Origin of the sequence: Streptomyces sp. NPDC048584 (assembly GCF_043199595.1) — a bacterium.
Lineage (GTDB): Bacteria > Actinomycetota > Actinomycetes > Streptomycetales > Streptomycetaceae > Streptomyces > Streptomyces edwardsiae.
Genome location: NZ_JBICWF010000005.1, coordinates 231,131 through 247,422, shown reverse-complemented (window position 1 = coordinate 247,422; position 16,292 = coordinate 231,131). Strand labels below are relative to the sequence as shown.

Below are 16,292 nucleotides of genomic sequence, written 5' to 3'. Positions count from 1 at the left end.
TGATGGCCGGCCGCTCCCCGTGTGATCGCCGTCTCCCACGACTGACGCATCTGCCATGAACAAGGCAAACTGGCTAGTCGCACAGGACACATAGGGGGAATACATGGACGGTGTGCCGCGAGGACCGGAGCAGCGGCGTCCGGACTCCTCGGCGGAGCACGACGCGCTGCGCTTCAGCGTGCTCGGCCCGGTGCGCGCCTGGCGCGGCGGCGACCCCGTCGCCACCGGCAGCCCTCAACAACGCGCCCTGCTCGCGGCCCTGTTGCTGCGCGAGGGCCGTACGGCCACGGCGGCGGAACTCATCGACGCCCTGTGGGGCGAGGAACCCCCGTCGCAGGCATTGGCGGCGGTGCGCACCTACGCCTCCCGGCTGCGGAAGGTGCTGGATCCCGGGGTGCTGGTCAGCGAGTCCGGCGGATACGCGGTGCGCGGGCTCGGCGAGGGCGCGCTGGACCTCGCGGCCGCCCAGGAACTCGCGGCGGAGGCGGAGAAGGCCCGCAACACGGGGGACCTGTCCTTCGCACGGGACGTGCTGAACCGCGCCCTGTCCCTGTGGGCCGGCGAGACGCTGGCCGGGGTGCCGGGCCCGTACGCGGAGGCCCAGCGGGTGCGCCTGGAGGAGTGGCGGCTCCAACTCCTCGAAACCCGACTCGACATGGACCTGGACCAGGGCTGCCACGCGGAGACGGTCTCCGAGCTGACCGCCCTCACTGCGGCCCACCCGCTCCGTGAACGCCTGCGCGAACTGCTGATGCTGGCCCTCTACCGCAGCGGCCGCCAGGCGGAGGCCCTCGCGGTGTACGCCGACACCCGCCGCCTTCTCGCCGACGAACTCGGCGTCGACCCGCGCCCCGGCCTGCAGGAACTCCAGCAGCGCATCCTCCGGGCCGACCCCGGGCTGGCGGAACCGTCGGCCCCCATGACGGAACCGGTCCCGGTCCCCGTCCGCCCCGCCCAACTCCCGGCCACGGTCCCCGACTTCACCGGGCGCTCGTCCTTCGTACGCGAGCTCAGCGACGTACTGGCGTCGGCGTCCGGCGCGGAGGCGCAGGTGATGGCGGTGTCCGCGCTGGCCGGCATCGGCGGCGTCGGCAAGACGACCCTCGCCGTCCACGTCGCCCACACCGCCCGCGCCGCCTTCCCGGACGGCCAGCTCTACGTCGACCTCCAGGGCGCGGGCGCCCGGTCCGCGGAACCGGAGACGGTCCTCGGCTCCTTCCTGCGCGCCCTCGGCACGGCGGACTCGGCGATCCCGGACTCCCTGGAGGAGCGGGCGGCGCTGTACCGCTCGGTCCTGGACGGCCGCAAGGTCCTGGTCCTGCTGGACAACGCCCGCGACGCGGCGCAGGTACGGCCACTGCTCCCGGGCACGGCCGGCTGCGCGGCGCTGGTGACCTCCCGGGTCCGGATGGTCGACCTGGCCGGCGCCCACCTGGTCGACCTGGACGTGATGTCCCCGGAGGAGGCGCTGGCCCTCTTCACGAAGATCGTGGGCGAGGAACGGGTGGGATCGGAACGGGACGCGGCCCTGGACGTGGTGGCGGCGTGCGGTTTCCTGCCGTTGGCGATTCGCATCGCGGCGTCGCGGTTGGCGGCCCGCCGCACGTGGACGGTCTCGGTCCTGGCGGCCAAGCTCGCCGACGAACGCCGCCGCCTGGACGAACTCCAGGCGGGCGACCTGGCGGTCAAGGCGACGTTCGAGCTGGGCTACGGCCAACTGGAGCCGGCCCAGGCCCGCGCGTTCCGGCTGCTGGGCCTGGCGGACGGCCCGGACATCTCCCTGGCGGCGGCAGCGGCGGTCCTGGACCTCCCCGCGGAGGACACGGAGGACCTGCTGGAGTCCCTGGTGGACACGTCCCTCCTGGAGTCGGCAGCCCCGGGCCGCTACCGCCTTCACGACCTGGTGCGGCTCTACGCGCGTGCGTGCGCGGAACGCGACGAACAGCCGCCCAGCGAACGGGAGGCGGCGCTCTCACGGGTGCTGGACTTCTACCTGGCCACGGCAACGGGCGTGTACGCGATCGAACGCCCGGGGGACCGGCTGGTCGACAACCTGGAGCCGACGCAGTACCCAGGGTTGCACTTCACCGACGGGACTGCCGCCCTCGACTGGCTGTACAGCGAGGCCTCGCCCCTGCTGGCCTGCGTACGGCAGGCTGCCGGCACCGACAGGCTCCGGCGAGCGGTGGATCTCCTGTGGGCGGCCCGGGATCTGGCCGAGTCGGGGGCGAACTCCCACCAGTACGAGATGGCGGCCAGGGCCATCGGCGAGGCGACCCAAACGGTCCACGACGTCCGCGCGGAAGCCAGGGCGCGGACGGCACTGACCGGCGTTCTACTGGTCTCCGGCCGCATCCAGCAGGCAGCCGAGGAGGCTCGGCTCGCGATGGAGTGCGCGGCCGCGGCAGGCGACCGTACCGCCACGAGCTGGGTGGCCCAGGACCGCGGGGTCATCGCCCTTCATCAGCGTCGGTACGCGGATGGCAAGGTCTTCTTCGACCAGGCGATAGCGGGGTTCAGGGCAGCCGGTAACGGGCTGTGCGAGGCGACCGCCCTGTGCAACCTCTCCCGGGCGCACATGGGGCTGGGGAACATCGAGAAGGCCGTCGAGTTCGCCAAGTACGGTCTCGCCGTCCACATCGAGGTGGGGAGCACCATGCGGCTGGCCAACGGCCACTACGCGTTGGGGGTGGCGCTGATCATGGCCGACCGGTGCACGGAGGCCCTCGCCCAGTTCTCCGAGGCCTTGGGAATCTTCGCCAACCACCGGCAGCGGCTCTGGGCAGGCACCACCCACTTCAGGATGGCCGAAGCGCACATCAGGGAGCGGCGTCCCGCACAGGCTGCGCAGCACGCCGAGCAGGCGCTCGTCTTCGGCTGCATCGGAGGCGACCGGATGCGGGGCAACGTCCTGACGCTGCTCGGTCGGGCGCTGTCCGCGCTGGGGCAGGTGGACCGGGCGAGGGCGTGCTGGCGGGATGCCCTGCACCTCTACGAGGAGAACGAGGCTGCGGAGGCCGACGACGTGCGTGCCCTGCTCACCCACGCATCGGCAGCCTGAGCGGCGTTCAGCATTCGTTTATCGCGTTCCGGCATTCTCCTGCGTGTCACACCGCCGCGTCGGGGGGCAGGCGGGATGACAAGGCGCCAACCCATTAGGGTGCGGCTCCGAAACGCCCGTCCGGTGGCCCTCGGGGGAGCTTCTGGACGGGCGTTCCTGACTCGCCACCACAGCAGAGGAACAAGACCATGAGCGATTCGCGCAAGGACTCGGACGCCACCCCGCAGGACACCAACATGCCCAGCGAGCCGGCGGAGGCCATCACGACGATGGACACCAACATGCCCAGCCCGCCGAAGAACGCGGACATCCGCACGCTCGACACCAACATGCCCGCCCCGCCGGCCCTGGACCTGGACGGGGACGGCAAGTAGACCACTTCCCGCACGGGGATCGGCCGCGGCGGCGCGGAGGGGGAGCCGTCGCGGCCGACGTGTGTCCGGTCAGTGGTGGACGCGAATCGTGCGCATCTCCGGACTGGCGGCGCACCGCCTCCGTGTCACTCCTCGCTCGGATCCGGTCTCCCACATACAGGAGTACCGTCCGGCTCGCACCACACACGACACTGCCAAGAAGCGGGCGGCCCCACGCCCACTGACAGACCCCGTCGCGTCAGCCGGCCACCGGGGCGTACATCCCCGGGTCGCATTCCGCCACCTCGGTCACGTCCACGTCGGTGCCGACGTTCACGCGGATCGGTACCGTCTCGTTCGCGGGGACGGCGACGTCCTGGGAGCGGGTGACGACCTCCGCGCCGGCCGTGTCCTCGAACCTCACGGTGACCGTGAAGACGCCGTCCACGGCGTTCTGGTTGGTGACCTGGACCGTGGCGTACGGGGTCGCCTCCGAGGCACAGTCCACCAGGTCCACACTGGCGTCCAGTTCGGACGAGGAAGCGCTCTCACCGCTGTCCGTACCACCACCGGACCCGTAGTCGTCGCCGTAGTCGTCGTCGCCGTAGTCATCGTCGTCGTAGTCGCGGTGCGACCCGCCCGACGTCGACGAGTCGTGGTTCTGACTCGAACTGCTGCAGCCGCCCCCGCCTCCGTCGCCGTGGCCGCCGCCGTGGCCGCGGCCGGTGGAGAAGCCGGTGAGGGTGAGGACGACGAGTGCCGAGACCGCCGTGAGCTTGAGTGTGTGCCCCCGAGAATTCATAGCCGTCAGGCTATCGATCTTCGTGTCACGAGCATGTCACCGTCCGGCGACCGTCGCGTACCCGGTGTGAGGGGGTGATCCGCCGCCCCCTCACACCACACGCCTCACGCCGTCCGCGCCGTCCCCGTCCCCTTCTCCGCGTCCAGCGCGTACACGCAGCGGTCCTTGCTGCACGCGTACACCACACCGTCCCGCACCACCGGGGAGCCGGTGATCTCGCCGCCGGTCGCCAGCTTCCATCTCAGGCGGCCGTCGTCGGCCTTCAGGGTGTACAGCAGATGGTCGCTGGAGCCGAAGTGGATACGGCCCTCGGCGACCGCGGGCGCGCCCACGATCTCGCCGCCGGACTGGAAGCGCCACTTGGGCGTGCCCGTGACCGCGTCCAGCGTGTACAGCCCCTTGCCGCTGCCCACATGGACGTGGCCGGCGGCCACCAGGACCGGTTCGACCGAGGCACGGGACTCGGTGGCGATGCGCCAGCGGTCGCGGCCGTCGGTGGCGTCGAGGGCGTAGACCGTGCCGAGGTAGTCGGCGAGGTAGACACCGCCGCCGGTGACGGCGGGTCCGGTGACGAAGGCGGGCGGGGCCAGGAAGACCGCCGGGGCCTCGAAGTGCCAGCGGACACGGCCGGAGGCCACCTCCAGGGCGAGGACGCGGGTGCCGGCGCTGACGTAGGCGTAGCCGTCGGGCGCGTGCGTGACCCGGACCGGTACGCCGCCGCAGGAGGCCGCGTCGCCGATGGGGTACGACCAGCGCTCCTCACCGGTGCGGGCGTCCAGGGCGCGCAGGCGGGCGTCCTGCCAGACGAAGACCGTGCCCTCGTACAGGGCCGGCCCGGCCTCCGGGGACTCGAAGTCGGTCTGGCAGCCGCTGATCTCCCACAGCTTCTGCCCGGTGGACGCCTCCCACGCCTGGACGCCGCCGCCGCGCGTGCCGGTGACCACGGTGCCGCGCTCGGCCTTGAGGGCGTACACCCAGGCGTCCGTGGACTGCCGCCACAGATCGCCGCCCTCACGGGCGTCGAGGGCGAACAGGGTGGGGCCGTCGGAGGCGTGGATACGGCCGTCGGCGACCGCCATCGACCAGGCGACGTCGCGGGTCTTGAAGCGGCGCCGGCCGGTGGCGACGTCGAGGGCGTGCACCTCGAAGGAGGTGACGTAGACGAGGTCGCCGTCGACGGCGGGGGTGCCCCAGACGTCGTTGGACATGCGGAAGCGCCACGGCCGCCAGCCGCCGGGCTGCTCCGGCGGTACGGCGGTGGGCGCGGTCGGGGCCGGTACGGCGGGGTCGGCGCCGTTGACACCGGGGCGCGGCTTGGACCAGACGGCGGCCAGGGCGGCCTCCGGCGGGGGTGCCTTGACGGCGGCCGCGCGCGCGTCGGCGACGCGCGGGCCGGGTCCGATGGGCACGGCGGCGCCCGCGAGCCGTACGGGGCCGGTGTCGGGGGCGCCCGCGGGTGCGCCGACCGGGGCGGGCAGGGGCGGGGGCACCGGGACGACCGGGTCGTGCGAGGGCGGCGGGGGCACGTGCGGCCGGGCACCGCCGGCACTGCGGCCGGATCCGTGCGCGGGCCGCGGGGCGGGGCGGCCGCCCCGGCGGGACTCGATCAGGCTCACCGCCCGCTCGGGCAGCCACGCCGACGCCGTACCGCTGTCGTCGGAACCGGAGCCGAACAGGTGCGGGGCGAGCTGGGCCTGGAGGTCGGCCGGGTTGGGCCGGCCCGTGGCCTCCATCTGCATACAGGCCTCGATGAGCGGACGCAGCTCGTCCGGGAGTCCCTCGAGGTCCGGGCCCTCGCGCAGCAGCATGAAGACGGTCTCGACGGGGTTGGCGCCGTGGAACGGCGGATGTCCCGTGGCGGCGAAGACCAGCATCGAGCCGAGCGAGAACACGTCGCTGGCGCCGGTGACGCTGCGGGAGTCCTTCGCCTGCTCCGGGGACATGTAGGCGGGCGTGCCCACGGCGACGTTCGTCATCGTCAGACGGGTGTTCGAGACACCGGAGGCGATGCCGAAGTCGATCACCCGGGGGCCGTCCTCGACGACGAGGACGTTGGAGGGCTTCAGGTCACGGTGCACCAGTCCGGCGCCGTGGATCGACTGGAGCGCCTCCGCGACGCCCGCAGCGAGCCAGCGCACCGCCTGGGCCGGCATCGGCCCGCACTCGTTCACTATCTCCTCGAGGGAGGGCGCCGGAACGTACGCGGTGGCCAGCCACGGCACGGCGGCGCGCGGGTCGGCGTCCACGACGGCCGCCGTGTAGAAACCGGAGACCGCGCGGGCCGCCTCGACCTCGCGCGTGAAACGGACCCGGAACAGCTGGTCCTCGGCCAGTTCCGTCCGGACCGTCTTGATCGCCACCCGCCGGCCCGACGCCGAGCGCGCGAGATAGACCAGCCCCATGCCGCCGGCTCCCAGCCGTCCCAGCACCTCGAACGGCCCGATACGCCGCGGATCGTGCTGCGTCAGCTGATCCACCACTTGCCTGCCACCTCCCCGTACGAGTCGCGCCACCACCTGTGCACGACCGAAGTGCAGCGTCTCACCACCGCACCGCCATGGCGGCACGCACCCCGATTGTTCCTGTCCGGAGCCGCGGTTGCGAACCGGCCGACAAATAGGGTGTCAGGGTTTACATATGACACAAGGGGGCGGACCGACCCATGAGTCAGCGGCGCAGCAGTGCGAAGGACGCCCCCTGATTGTCCGTGACGACGGCCGCGGTGCCGTACGACGTCTCGAAGGGCGGGACCTGGATCCGGCCGCCGAGCCGGACCGCCTCCGCCATGGCGGCCGCGGGATCGTCGGCGGCGAAGTGGACGAGGAAGTGCGGCGGCATCTCGGCGGCGAAGACGTCGGAGACCGGTGCGCGCCCGAAGTCGGGGGCGGCGTCCGGACCGAACAGGGCGTCGTGGAAGAGGCCGCCGTAGAAGGTGTTGGCCGTCGCGGTGTCCCGTGTGTACAGCTGGACCCAGGCGAAGGTGCCCGGCTCGTGCCGGCGCCCGAAGCCGGGGGTCCCGGTGCCCTGCCAGAGGGAGAACACCGCGCCCTCGGGGTCGGTGACGAGGGCGGTGACACCCAGGTCGCCGAAGGGCCGCGGCGGGGCGACGACCTGCCCGCCGCCCGTGAGGATGCGCCGGCACAGCGCCGCCGCGTCCGGGGTGGCGAAGGAGACCGTCCATACGGTGGGCAGCCGGCCGTCGGTCTTGCGGACGAGGGAGGCGACGGGTTCGCCGCTCTTCAGCGCACGCACGGTCCCCTGGGGCTGGTCCTCGAAGGTCCAGCCGAAGAGTTCGCCGTAGAACCGCCTGCCCGCCTCCACGTCGGGCAGCTGCGCGTCCACCCAGCAGGCGGTGCCCTCCGGGTACGCCGGCGCGCTGTGCCCTGATGCCCTGTTTTCGGCCATGCCGCCAACGTAACCGTGTCGCCCGCAGGCCGCAGACCAGGCACACCGGACCCGCCGATCCCCCACACCCCATTTGCAGTCGGCCGAATAGCGCTCAGATCACCCGTCGGTAAGCTGACGTCATGACAGGACAAGTGCGTACCGTCGACGGCCGCGTGGCCGGCCGGCGTGGGCAGGCGACCCGGCAGAAGCTGCTCGACTGCCTCAGCGAGATGCTCAGCTCCTCCCCGTACCGGGACGTCAAAGTCATCGATGTCGCACGGAAGGCGGGCACCTCGCCCGCCACCTTCTACCAGTACTTCCCGGACGTCGAGGGCGCCGTCCTGGAGCTCGCCGAGCACATGGCCGCCGAGAGCGCCGGGCTGAGCGAACTGCTGGAGGGCCGCTCCTGGGCGGGGAAGGCCGGCTGGCAGACGGCACAGGAACTCGTCGACGGTTTCCTGGAGTTCTGGCGCACCAACGACGCGATCCTGCGGGTCGTGGACCTCGGCGCGGCCGAGGGCGACAAGCGCTTCTACAAGATCCGGATGAAGATCCTGAACACGGTGAACAGCTCGCTGGCGGACTCCGTCGCCGAACTGCAGGCCAAGGGGCGGATCGACAAGGACGTGAATCCCGCGGCGGTCGCGGGCTCCCTGGTGGCGATGCTGGCGGCTGTCGCCTCCCACCAGAAAGGTTTCTCCTCCTGGGGCGTCAAGCAGGCCGAACTCAAACCGAACCTGGCGCTGTTGGTGCATCTGGGGGTCACGGGCAAGAAGCCGACCAGGTAGGAGGCCGGACTCGTCCCTCATGTCCTGTCAGGCAGGCGGTGGTTCACCCCGGTGGGCCGCCGCCTGTCGTTCTCCCGGGGGAACACCGGCCGCTACGGGCGGTGTTGCAGTGCAGCGAACCGTTCCGCACCCCTATGCCGCAGGAGGAACCCGTCATGGCCCTGACCCGCGAAGAGCGCGAACAGTTCCTGGCCCAGCCGCACATCGCGGCACTCGCGGTCAACGCGGAGGACGGCCGCGCGCCGCTCACCGTCCCGATCTGGTACCAGTACGCGCCCGGCGCCGACGTATGGATCATGACCGGCCGTGACTCGCGCAAGAACCGGCTGATCGGCACGGCGGGCCGGTTCTCGCTGCTGGTCGACGTCGTCGAACCCACCATCCGCTACGTCTCCGTCGAGGGGCCGGTGCTCGACACCGCCCCCGCCACGATCGAACGGCTGCGGGAGCTCTCCGCGCGCTATCTGCCGGCCGACAAGGTCGACGGGTACGTCGACTTCGCCTGGAAGAACCACGGCGAGCAGGTCGTCGTACGGATGCGGCCCGAGCGGTGGGTGTCGTCGGACCTCGGGTCGCTGTGAGCGGGCCGGACACCCGACAATCGGCGCATGGAACCCGATCTCCATGAGCTGCTGAGGTCGCTGCGGGTGTGGGACCCGGAGGTCACCGCCCTGCCGCCGTTCGATCCGGCCACCGCGCCCGCCGCGCCGCTGCCGCTGTTCACGCGCTGGTTCGCCGAGGCGGTGGCGGCCGGGCAGACCGAGCCGCACACCATGTCCCTGGCCACGGCCGACGCGGAGGGGCTGGCGGACGTACGGATCGTGATGCTGCACGGCGCGGACGACGACGGCTGGTCCTTCGCCACGCACGCGCACAGCCGCAAGGGCGGCCACCTCGCCGCGCGCCCGTATGCCGCGCTGGCCTTCTACTGGCCGGTGCTGGGCCGCCAGGTGCGGGTGCGCGGGCCCGTCGGGGCGGCTCCGGTGCGGGAGGGGCAGGCGGATCTGCACGCCCGTTCCACCGGGGCGCTGGCGGCGGCGCTGACCGGCAGGCAGAGCGAGGTCCTCGGCTCGGCGGAGGAACTGGCACGGGCCTCGGAGACGGCCTGGGAGCAGGCGCGGCGGGCGCCGGACGCCCCGGTGCCGTCCTGGACGCTGTACCGGCTGCGGCCGGACGAGGTGGAGTTCTTCCAGGGGGACGCGCAGCGGCGGCATGTACGGCTGCGGTACCGCCGGGGCGCGGAGGGGTGGAGCAGGGAGCTGCTGTGGCCGTGAGGTGGACATCCGTACCCGCGATCCCCGCACACGTGATCAATCCGCAACCAATTCCGGTCTTGACCGATACCCATCAACCTGGTGCGTGATTACGCTCGCGCTCATGGCCGACACCTCCGACTTCTCCACACCCGCGCCGAACCGGGCGGACCGACCCGTGTACGTCATCGGCGGCGGCCCCGGCGGGCTCGCCGTCGCGTACGCCCTGCGTGCCCGGGGGGTGCGGGCCGTGGTCCTGGAGCGCTCCGAGCGCGTGGGCGACTCCTGGCGGCGCCACTACGACCGGCTGCGTCTGCACACCACCCGGCGGCTGTCCGCGCTGCCGGGGCTGCCGATGCCGCGCCGGTTCGGGCGGTGGGTGGCCCGGGACGACGTGGTCCGGTACCTGGAGAAGTACGCCGAGCACCACCGCCTCGAGATCGTCACCGGTGTGGAGGTCTCCCGGGTCGAGCGGACGCCCGACGGCACGGGCTGGCTGCTGCACGCCACCGGGGGCCGTGAGCTGACCGGCGCGGCCGTCGTGGTCGCCACGGGCTTCAACCACACGCCCCGCGTGCCCGACTGGCCGGGCCGGGACGCGTACGGCGGTGAGTTGCTGCACGCGTCCGAGTACCGCAACGCCAAGCCCTTCGCGGGCCGGGACGTGCTGGTGGTGGGCATCGGCAACACGGGGGCGGAGATCGCCGTGGACCTGGTGGAGGGGGGCGCGTCCCGGGTGCGGCTGGCGGTGCGTACGCCGCCGCACATCGTGCGCCGCTCCACGGCGGGCTGGCCGGCGCAGTACTCGGGGGTGCTGGTGCGGCGGCTGCCGGTGGGGCTCGTCGACCGGCTGTGCCGGGTACAGGCGCGGGTGGCGCTGCCGGATCTGTCGGACCGGGGGCTTCCGCTGCCCGGCTCCGGGCTGTACAGCCGGGTGCTGGAGGGGGCCATCCCGGTGCAGGACGTCGGTCTGATCGACGCGGTGCGCAAGGGGACGGTGGAGATCGTGGCGGCGGTGGAGGGGTTCGAGGAGGGGAAGGTCGCGCTGGCGGACGGGTCCCGGATCGGCCCCGACGCGGTGGTGGCGGCGACGGGGTACGCCCGGGGGCTCGAGGGGCTGGTGGGCGGGCTCGGCGTACTCGACGCGCGGGGGCGGCCGGTGGCACACGGCGGGCGCACGCCCGATGCCGCCCCCGGCCTCTACTTCACCGGCTTCACGAACCCGATCAGCGGCAACCTCCGTGAACTGGCCCTGGACGCGCAACGAATAGCCCGAGCGGTCGCGCGGTCGACCAAGGCCTCCCAACTCCCCACGTAGCCGCCGACAACCCCCCCACCACCCCGCCGCAGCTGCGGGCAGTCGTGCCGCTGGGGCGGCACGGGTGGGCGGTGGGGGTACCTCCCGCTCGAGCGAAGCCGAGAGTGGGGGAGGCACCCGGCAAGCGCCGGCGAGTGCACCCACCCCCGCGTCGCACCGGTCAACGGTGTGGGTGCGGGACGGGGGGAGTCGCGCGGCCCGGCGCTGACGGGGTGCCGTCGCGCCCACCCGTGCCGCCCTGCGGCACGCCTGCCCGCGGAGGGGCGGGCACGCCTGCCCGCGGAGGGGCGGGCACGCCTGCCCGCGGAGGGGCGGGCACGCCTGCCCGCGGAGGGGCGGGCTCGCCTGCCCGCAAATCGGCGGCGGCGCGCCTGCCCGCGGGAGCGCGGAGGCGGCGGGGCGGCCGCGGCTGCGGCGGGGCGTCAGGCCGCCGTCGGTGTGAGCGGCGGCTCCGGGTGGCGGCGGATCACCAGCGCCATCAGCGCCGCCGCCGCGCACAGCGCTCCCGACGCGTACCAGACCACGTCGTACGAGCCGAACGCGTCCCGTGCCGCACCCCCCGCGAAGGCGACGACCGCCGCTCCCACCTGGTGCGACGCGAGGACCCAGCCGAAGACGATCGGGCTGTCGTCCCCGTAGTGCTCCCGGCACAGCGCCAGCGTCGGCGGCACGGTGGCGACCCAGTCCAGCCCGTAGAAGACGATGAAGAACAGCATCGGCGGATGCACACTCGGCGCCAGCAGGATCGGCAGGAACAGCAGCGAGATCCCCCGCAGCGCGTAGTACACCGCGAGCAGCCGCCGCGAGTCGAAGCGGTCCGTGAACCACCCGGACGCCACCGTCCCGACGACGTCGAAGACACCGATGACCGCGAGCAGCGAAGCCGCCGTGGTGACCGGCATGCCGTGGTCGTGGGAGGCCGGCACGAAGTGGGTCTGGACCAGCCCGTTGGTGGAGGCGCCGCAGATCGCGAAGGTCCCGGCGAGCAGCCAGAACGGCCCCGTGCGCACCGCCGAGGACAGCACGGTCAACGCCCGCCGCGCGACCCCCGGAACGGGCGCCGGCTTCGGCACGAACTCCGCGGCGCCGTACGGCTTCTGGCCGACGTCCGCCGGATGGTCGTGCAGCAGCAGCCAGACGAACGGGACCACCGCGAGCGCGGCGAGCGCCACGGTGACGGCCGCCGGGCGCCACTCGTACCGGGTGACGATCCACGACAGCAGCGGCAGGAAGATCAGCTGCCCGGAGGCGGACGCCGCGGTGAGGATGCCACTGACCAGGCCCCGCCGTTCGGTGAACCAGCGGTTGGTGACGGTCGCCGCGAAGGCCAGCGCCATGGAACCCGAGCCGAGCCCCACCAGCAGGCCCCAGCAGAGCAGCAGTTGCCAGGCCGCCGTCATCCACACCGTCAGTCCCGAGCCGAGCGCGATCACGCCGAGGGCGACCGCGACGACCTTCCGGATGCCGTAGCGGTCCATCAGCGCGGCGGCGAACGGCGCGGTGAGGCCGTACAGCGCGAGGTTCACGGAGACCGCCGCGCCGATGGTCCCGCGCGACCAGCCGAACTCGTCGTGCAGGGGGTCGATGAACAGGCCCGGTACGGAGCGGAAGGCGGCCGCGCCGATGATCGTCACGAAGGTGACGGCGGCGACGAACCACGCGCGGTGCACACGGACACGGCTCGGCTTCGGGCCCCCGCCCGCGGTCGGCTCCACGACGGCGGCGGACTGACTTGTCTGGGTCACGCCATAGAGCTTCCGTGACGGAGCAGAAGGCAACGAGTGGCCCGAGGGACAGCATTCGCTAGGATCGGGCCATGGCTCCCGGCTTCCGGCCCCACCGTGTCGTCGTCCTCGCCCTCGACGGGCTGCTCCCGTTCGAGCTGGGCATCCCGCACCGCATCTTCGGCCGCCCGAAGGACGAGCGGGGCCGGCATCTGTACGAGGTGATCACCTGCTCGATCCGGCCGCCCGGGCCGGTGGAGACCGACGCCGACTTCGCCATCCACGTCGCCCATGGCCCCGAGGCACTCGCCACCGCCGACACCGTGATCGTCCCGGCGTCGTACGAGCTCGGACCGGTGTTCGAGCGGGGGGAGCTGACCGACGAGCTGGCCGCCGCCCTCGCTCGTATCCGCCCCGGCACCCGGCTCGCCTCCATCTGCACGGGCGTGTACGTCCTGGCCGCCGCCGGGTATCTCGACGGCCGGCCCGCGACCACGCACTGGGCGGACGCCGAGCGTCTCCAGCGGCTGTTCCCGCGAATCGAGGTCGACCCGGACGTGCTGTTCGTCGACGACGGCTCGATCCTGACGTCGGCGGGCGTGGCGGCCGGGATCGACCTGTGCCTGCACATGGTGCGGCGCGATCACGGCGCCGTCGTCGCCAACGACGTGGCCCGCCGTACGGTCGTACCGCCGCACCGGGACGGCGGGCAGGCGCAGTACATCCAGCGGCCGGTGCCCGATCCGCAGCAGGCCTCCACCAGCGGCGCACGCGCGTGGGCGCTGGTCCGGCTGCACGAGCCGATCCAGCTGCGTGACCTGGCCGCGCGGGAGTCGATGTCGGTACGCACCTTCACACGCCGTTTCCGGGAGGAGGCGGGTGTCAGTCCGGGGCAGTGGCTGACGCAGCAGCGGGTAGAGCGGGCGCGGCATCTGCTCGAGTCCACGGAGCTGTCCATGGACCAGGTGGCGCGCGACGCCGGTTTCGGCACGGCGCAGTCGATGCGGCAGCACCTCCAGGCGGCGCTGGGCGTGACACCGACGGCGTACCGGCGGACCTTCCGGGCGGGGGCGGCCGGTTGTCCACAGTCTGTGGACAACTCCGCGGCGCCCTGACCGCCGGTGGCGGTGCGGCGCCGTCCGCCCCGAGCACGTCAGCGCCGCACCGCCCCTCGTCACGACCCACACTCGTCGAGGGCTCCCATCGCCGCCCTCGCCGTCCCCTCGCGGCGAATCGCTGACGAACAGCGTGATCAAACGGTCACGACACGTCAACACCGATTCGCTCGCAAATACCCCACTTGCCGTATACACCCGTTTCCCCGCCACAGCGCACAGAAGCACACCCGGCGCACCACTCCGCCCCACCTCTCGCAGGGGGGCGCGGCGCCCCTCGGGGGCGCGGGGAACTGCGCAGACCAAGAGGACGGGCGCCTACGCGAACAGACGGCCCGGCCGACTCCCCGAGGGCGGGGAGCTGCGCGAGAGACCACAACGCGCCCGCACCCGCCGCGCAACCGGACGCCCCGGGCTCTCCCGCGCCCTCACACCGCCTGATACGTCACCGCGCCGTGCACGGCAGTGCCCCGCTCGCACCCCCCGCCCAGGCGATCCAGCTCGCACCAGATCCGCTTCCCGGCCCCCTCCGCACTCCACCCCCACCGATCGGCCAGCCCGTCCACGAGCGCGAGCCCCCGCCCCCCGGTGGCCTCACCGTCCACGCACCGCGGCACCGGCGCCCGCCCGCTACGGTCGGCGACCTCCAGACGCACGACGCCCTCCTCCCCCGTGCCCGTCCCCGAAGCCGGACCCGAGGCCTCCGCGTCCGGGCCCACCCCCGGCAGGGACAGCCGCACCACGGCCGCACACCCCGTGTGCACCACGGCGTTGGTGACCAGCTCCGACACCAGCAGGATCAGCGTCTCGGCGAGCGGCCCGTCCGCCTCCAGGCCCGAACCGGCCAGCCGTGAGCGGGCCCACCTCCGGGCCCGTCCCACCTCAGCGGGGTCGGGCCGGATCTCCAGCTGCACTTGAAGCACCTGCACCGCTCACACCATCCGAACCGGCGGACACCTGGCCTCGCGCCTCACGAGGGCCACGATCGTAGCCATTCTCTGCATGGCCGGAACAACGCCCGGGACAGGTGTCACGGAACGTGATTCCCTTGCACGACAGCATGGTTGACGCACAGTCACGCCTACAAGCGCTTCGGGCATATTCCAGCGCGAAGGAGCACACGTGCGGCATACTGTGCGACGCGAGCCGCGCGCCGGCGCCAACGCTCCGTGATCATGGCGATGCCACGATCCGTGACATCCGCGCGGGAGACGGCCTACTCGGGAACGGTGAAGTACCGGGCGAAGGACCGTACGGTCTCGTCCTCGCCGATCCTGCCGTCGCCGTCGGAGTCCAGCGCGGCGGCGGATGTACGGGCGAGGTCCTCGGGGACGCCGAGCACCCTCAGGACCCGCGCGGCGTCCTCGACGGTGGCCGCGCCGTCGCCGTCGGTGTCCGCGACGGCCAGCGCCGCGTGCAGGAAGGGGCGGGCGATCTCGGCGAACCGGTCCGGGTTGTCGTGCAGCCGCTTGACCGCTCCGTTGACGAACTCCTCGCGCGTGATGCGCTGGTCGCCGTCGCGGTCCGCGATGCCCGCCATGCCCTGCCAGAACGCCTCGGCACCGATGTACAGGGCCTGGCCCCTGTCGGAGCGGGCCGCGACGGCGAACTCGGCGAGCAGCGCCTTGGCCGCCGCGCTGAAGTCCTCGCGGTCGATGTAGCCGTTGCCGTCCTGGTCGAAGCCGGCGAACCGGGCCGCGATCCTGCGCTCGTTCTCGCTGGTGACCATGTCTCTCAGGCCGCCTTAGGTCGGTGGGTCGTCTCGCTGGGAGCGTACGTCGTGGAGGGCCTCCGGGGTGCGCGAAAACGACGCCCGGACCAAGACCGGGGGAATAACGGGACACGCGTGTGACACGTGTGAGCGCCCGCACACGGCTCAGGCGGACAGCGGGCGGGGATCCTCGTCGACCGCGGAGAGCACGTCCGGGTGGATCTCGAAGAGGCGCCGGACCCCGAGGGCGCCGAGCACCTTGTTGACGTGACTGCCGTCGGCGGCGCCCCGCGCGGGGAGGATCAGCCGCAGACTGCCCTGGCAGGAGCGGAGCAGCCGGCGGGAGCCTATGAGCACGCCGACGCCGCTGGAGTCGCAGAACCACACCTCGGACAGATCGAGGACGAGGCTGTGCCTGCCCTCGGCCACCACGTCGTGCACCCGCTGGCGCAGCACCGGGGACGTCACCAGGTCCAGCTCGCCCGACACCCGGAGCACGGCCCATTCGCCGTGCTCCCCGTCGGTCACTTTGAAGGTCACCACCACGCCCCTCGCTCGCCGAAACGGAAGAAGTCCCTACGCTTCCTTGCAGCGCGGCTGCCCACCGGCCGTTCCCCGAAACGCGAGCCCAGAAACGAATACCGAACAGAAAGGGCTTATTTTAGTCGCCTTCGATCTTATTCGATCGGTTCCGATCGATACGGGGTGGGTAGATGCGGCGCGAGCGGTGTCCGACATGGGCGGGCGGCCCTTTACCACCTGCGGCTCTTCCGGGGGCGC

The 16,292-nt window shown here is 72.7% G+C and carries 14 protein-coding genes; 7 read left to right on the top strand and 7 right to left on the bottom strand.

Annotated elements, in window-relative coordinates; all coding sequences use genetic code 11:
• The first annotated feature begins 103 nt into the window (after window positions 1–103).
• A complete protein-coding gene (locus ACGFR9_RS13795) occupies window positions 104–3,061 on the top strand; it encodes a BTAD domain-containing putative transcriptional regulator (protein WP_393206946.1) in 2,958 nt (985 codons plus the stop codon).
• 188 nt (window positions 3,062–3,249) lie between these two features.
• Entirely contained in the window at window positions 3,250–3,435 is a 186-nt protein-coding gene (locus ACGFR9_RS13790; protein WP_393206943.1) for a hypothetical protein, read from the top strand.
• Between the two features lie 238 nt (window positions 3,436–3,673).
• Here the strand turns inward: ACGFR9_RS13790 and ACGFR9_RS13785 are convergent, their stop codons facing one another.
• The 3 genes from ACGFR9_RS13785 to ACGFR9_RS13775 all read right to left on the bottom strand — a co-directional run bounded on the left by ACGFR9_RS13785 (window position 3,674) and on the right by ACGFR9_RS13775 (window position 7,621).
• Window positions 3,674–4,216 carry a hypothetical protein gene (locus ACGFR9_RS13785; protein ID WP_393206940.1) on the bottom strand — a complete coding sequence of 181 codons (543 nt, stop codon included), beginning with the start codon at window positions 4,214–4,216 and terminating at the stop codon, window positions 3,674–3,676.
• A 104-nt stretch (window positions 4,217–4,320) separates the two neighbouring features.
• On the bottom strand, window positions 4,321–6,696 hold the full coding sequence (locus ACGFR9_RS13780) for a PQQ-binding-like beta-propeller repeat protein (protein WP_393206937.1): 2,376 nt from the start codon (window positions 6,694–6,696) through the stop codon (window positions 4,321–4,323).
• Window positions 6,697–6,883: 187 nt separating this feature from the next.
• Window positions 6,884–7,621: a VOC family protein gene (locus ACGFR9_RS13775; RefSeq protein WP_393206934.1), complete on the bottom strand. Its 738-nt coding sequence runs from the start codon at window positions 7,619–7,621 to the stop codon at window positions 6,884–6,886.
• A 134-nt stretch (window positions 7,622–7,755) separates the two neighbouring features.
• On the opposite strand from ACGFR9_RS13775, the gene ACGFR9_RS13770 reads away from it, so the two are divergent.
• From ACGFR9_RS13770 to ACGFR9_RS13755, 4 genes are all read left to right on the top strand, one after another.
• Window positions 7,756–8,391 carry a TetR family transcriptional regulator gene (locus tag ACGFR9_RS13770; protein ID WP_393207532.1) on the top strand — a complete coding sequence of 212 codons (636 nt, stop codon included), beginning with the start codon at window positions 7,756–7,758 and terminating at the stop codon, window positions 8,389–8,391.
• Between the two features lie 155 nt (window positions 8,392–8,546).
• Window positions 8,547–8,972: a pyridoxamine 5'-phosphate oxidase family protein gene (locus ACGFR9_RS13765; protein WP_393206931.1), complete on the top strand. Its 426-nt coding sequence runs from the start codon at window positions 8,547–8,549 to the stop codon at window positions 8,970–8,972.
• 27 nt (window positions 8,973–8,999) lie between these two features.
• Window positions 9,000–9,665 carry a pyridoxal 5'-phosphate synthase gene (locus ACGFR9_RS13760; RefSeq protein WP_393206928.1) on the top strand — a complete coding sequence of 222 codons (666 nt, stop codon included), beginning with the start codon at window positions 9,000–9,002 and terminating at the stop codon, window positions 9,663–9,665.
• A 103-nt stretch (window positions 9,666–9,768) separates the two neighbouring features.
• On the top strand, window positions 9,769–10,962 hold the full coding sequence (locus ACGFR9_RS13755; protein WP_393206925.1) for a flavin-containing monooxygenase: 1,194 nt from the start codon (window positions 9,769–9,771) through the stop codon (window positions 10,960–10,962).
• A gap of 422 nt (window positions 10,963–11,384) precedes the next feature.
• Here the strand turns inward: ACGFR9_RS13755 and ACGFR9_RS13750 are convergent, their stop codons facing one another.
• Complete coding sequence (locus ACGFR9_RS13750) at window positions 11,385–12,707, bottom strand: MFS transporter (RefSeq protein WP_393206922.1); 1,323 nt, start codon at window positions 12,705–12,707, stop codon at window positions 11,385–11,387.
• A 71-nt stretch (window positions 12,708–12,778) separates the two neighbouring features.
• Between ACGFR9_RS13750 and ACGFR9_RS13745 the strand changes: the two genes are divergently transcribed.
• Window positions 12,779–13,801, top strand: a complete 1,023-nt coding sequence (locus tag ACGFR9_RS13745; RefSeq protein WP_393206919.1) for a GlxA family transcriptional regulator — start codon at window positions 12,779–12,781, stop codon at window positions 13,799–13,801.
• A gap of 428 nt (window positions 13,802–14,229) precedes the next feature.
• Here ACGFR9_RS13745 and ACGFR9_RS13740 read toward each other — a convergent pair whose 3' ends face one another.
• The 3 genes from ACGFR9_RS13740 to ACGFR9_RS13730 form a co-directional block, all read right to left on the bottom strand.
• Window positions 14,230–14,715, bottom strand: a complete 486-nt coding sequence (locus ACGFR9_RS13740) for an ATP-binding protein (protein WP_393207530.1) — start codon at window positions 14,713–14,715, stop codon at window positions 14,230–14,232.
• A gap of 302 nt (window positions 14,716–15,017) precedes the next feature.
• Window positions 15,018–15,530: an EF-hand domain-containing protein gene (locus tag ACGFR9_RS13735; protein WP_030216027.1), complete on the bottom strand. Its 513-nt coding sequence runs from the start codon at window positions 15,528–15,530 to the stop codon at window positions 15,018–15,020.
• 147 nt (window positions 15,531–15,677) lie between these two features.
• A complete protein-coding gene (locus ACGFR9_RS13730; protein ID WP_393206916.1) occupies window positions 15,678–16,058 on the bottom strand; it encodes an STAS domain-containing protein in 381 nt (126 codons plus the stop codon).
• Window positions 16,059–16,292 lie beyond the last annotated feature (234 nt).